This window comes from Streptomyces sp. NPDC051173 (assembly GCF_040689515.1).
Lineage (GTDB): Bacteria > Actinomycetota > Actinomycetes > Streptomycetales > Streptomycetaceae > Streptomyces.
In genome coordinates, this window is the sequence record NZ_JBFBBD010000174.1 from 1 (window position 1) to 1425 (window position 1425).

Annotated in this window: 3 protein-coding genes; 2 read left to right on the forward strand and 1 reads right to left on the reverse strand. The window is 68.0% G+C overall.

All coding sequences use genetic code 11. From position 1 onward, the window contains the following. Positions 1–513: GntR family transcriptional regulator (locus tag AB0435_RS34155; RefSeq protein WP_366428738.1), on the reverse strand; the 513-nt coding region annotated here is incomplete at its 3' end. Positions 514–694: 181 nt separating this feature from the next. Between AB0435_RS34155 and AB0435_RS34160 the strand changes: the two genes are divergently transcribed. Continuing rightward, positions 695–1120 (forward strand): hypothetical protein, encoded by a 426-nt coding sequence (locus AB0435_RS34160; RefSeq protein ID WP_366428739.1) that lies wholly within the window; start codon positions 695–697, stop codon positions 1118–1120. Beyond that, on the forward strand, positions 1117–1425 hold a 309-nt coding region (locus AB0435_RS34165; protein WP_366428740.1), incomplete at its 3' end, for a WhiB family transcriptional regulator. The genes AB0435_RS34160 and AB0435_RS34165, both read left to right, overlap by 4 nt.

Below are 1425 nucleotides of genomic sequence, written 5' to 3' on the forward strand. Positions count from 1 at the left end.
GTGGGCGATGTCCAGAGGGGTCCATGTGTCGGCGATCATCGCGAGCATCTCGGGTACTCGGTCGCGGCTGACGTACCGCAGTCGGCGGCGGCGAACCAGCCGCGTTCCCGGGTCGACGCGAAGGTAGCGGGCGACTTCTTCGGGGGCGGGGAGTTCGGCGACGCTCTGGACTACCTGGCGGGTGTTCCAGCCTTCGCTTTGCGCGTCTGCTTCCCACTGGTCGATCTTGTTGATGGGATCGTCGCTGTAGGCGCCGAGTTCGAAGCGGGACAGGTTGAACTTGATCAGCTCGCGCCTGCGGACCGTCCTGCCGAGTGAACCTGCGCCTTCGCTGATCAGCCCTTCCTGCTCCAGTCGGCCGATGGCCGTGCGCACGCTGTTGCGACTGAATCCGTACTGCTCGACCAGCGTCAGCTCGGGCGGCACCTTGTCGCCTGGAGCCAGTTCTCCCTGGTCAATGCGTGCGCGCAGGTCGTCGTAGACGATCCGCCACCGCGGCCGGCCATCTGCCACGTCGTGTCCTCTCGTGATCTTTGTTGGGTCAAACCCTACACGGGCTATTGATCTTTTGGCATCTCTGTACCAACATAGGTTCTGTTGGCTCTGTTGGTACAGAGATTTGAACCGCGAAGAGCCCCCGCCGGAGGCGACCGGCGAGGGCCGTGTGGGCCAGACGAGTTAGGAGACCGACCCGATGTATGACGTTATCGCAGGTGAGGCGGTAGGACTGGCGGGCTTGCTGGTTCGTTCCGGCGAACCGGTCGTGCAGGTGACCTCCCATGTCGAGGTAGACCTCGAGCCGTACGGCGACGCCGAGCTGAGCGATGAGCAGCTGCTCGCGCACGCCCGGATGGAGCTGCAGACGGCGCAGCTGGATCGGACCCGCGGTCAGCTTCGCGGCGAGGCCGGTCCGGGGCCGGTGCTCGGTTCGTACCGGCGGCCGGTGATCGACGCTCTCGACGAGGTGCTGGCGGGGTTCGACACCCAGGTCGACGTCTACGCGGATCTGACGGACGCGGTGCTGCCGGGCACGTGGCCGACGCGCAACGAGCTGGGGGTGCGCCGGGAGCGGCGGACCACGGCCCGGGTGCTGCGCAACGCGATCGGGGGTGTCGCGTGAACACCACCAGCAGCGATTGGCGTGAGGCGTCGGCGTGCTCGACGGCCAACCTGATCAACATCGCGCCGGAGATCGCGGGTCGCCAGGCCGACGTGTTCTTCCCGGTCGGCTCGACGTCCAGCGCCCGCAACCAGCGGGCGATCGCGCAGGCCAAGGCCGTGTGCGCGCAGTGCCCGGTCCGGTCCGAGTGCCTGGCCGACGCGCTGGACGCACCGCACGAGGCCGGCGCATGGCACCAGGGGCGCGACCCGCGGCGCCGGAGGATCGGGATCGTCGGCTGGACGCTGCTGGTCCTGCTCGCGGTC

Coding starts and splice junctions, on each gene's coding strand:
- AB0435_RS34160 (WP_366428739.1), top strand. CDS start 695: ATGTATGACGTTATCGCAGGTGAGGCGGTAGGACTGGCGGGCTTGCTG.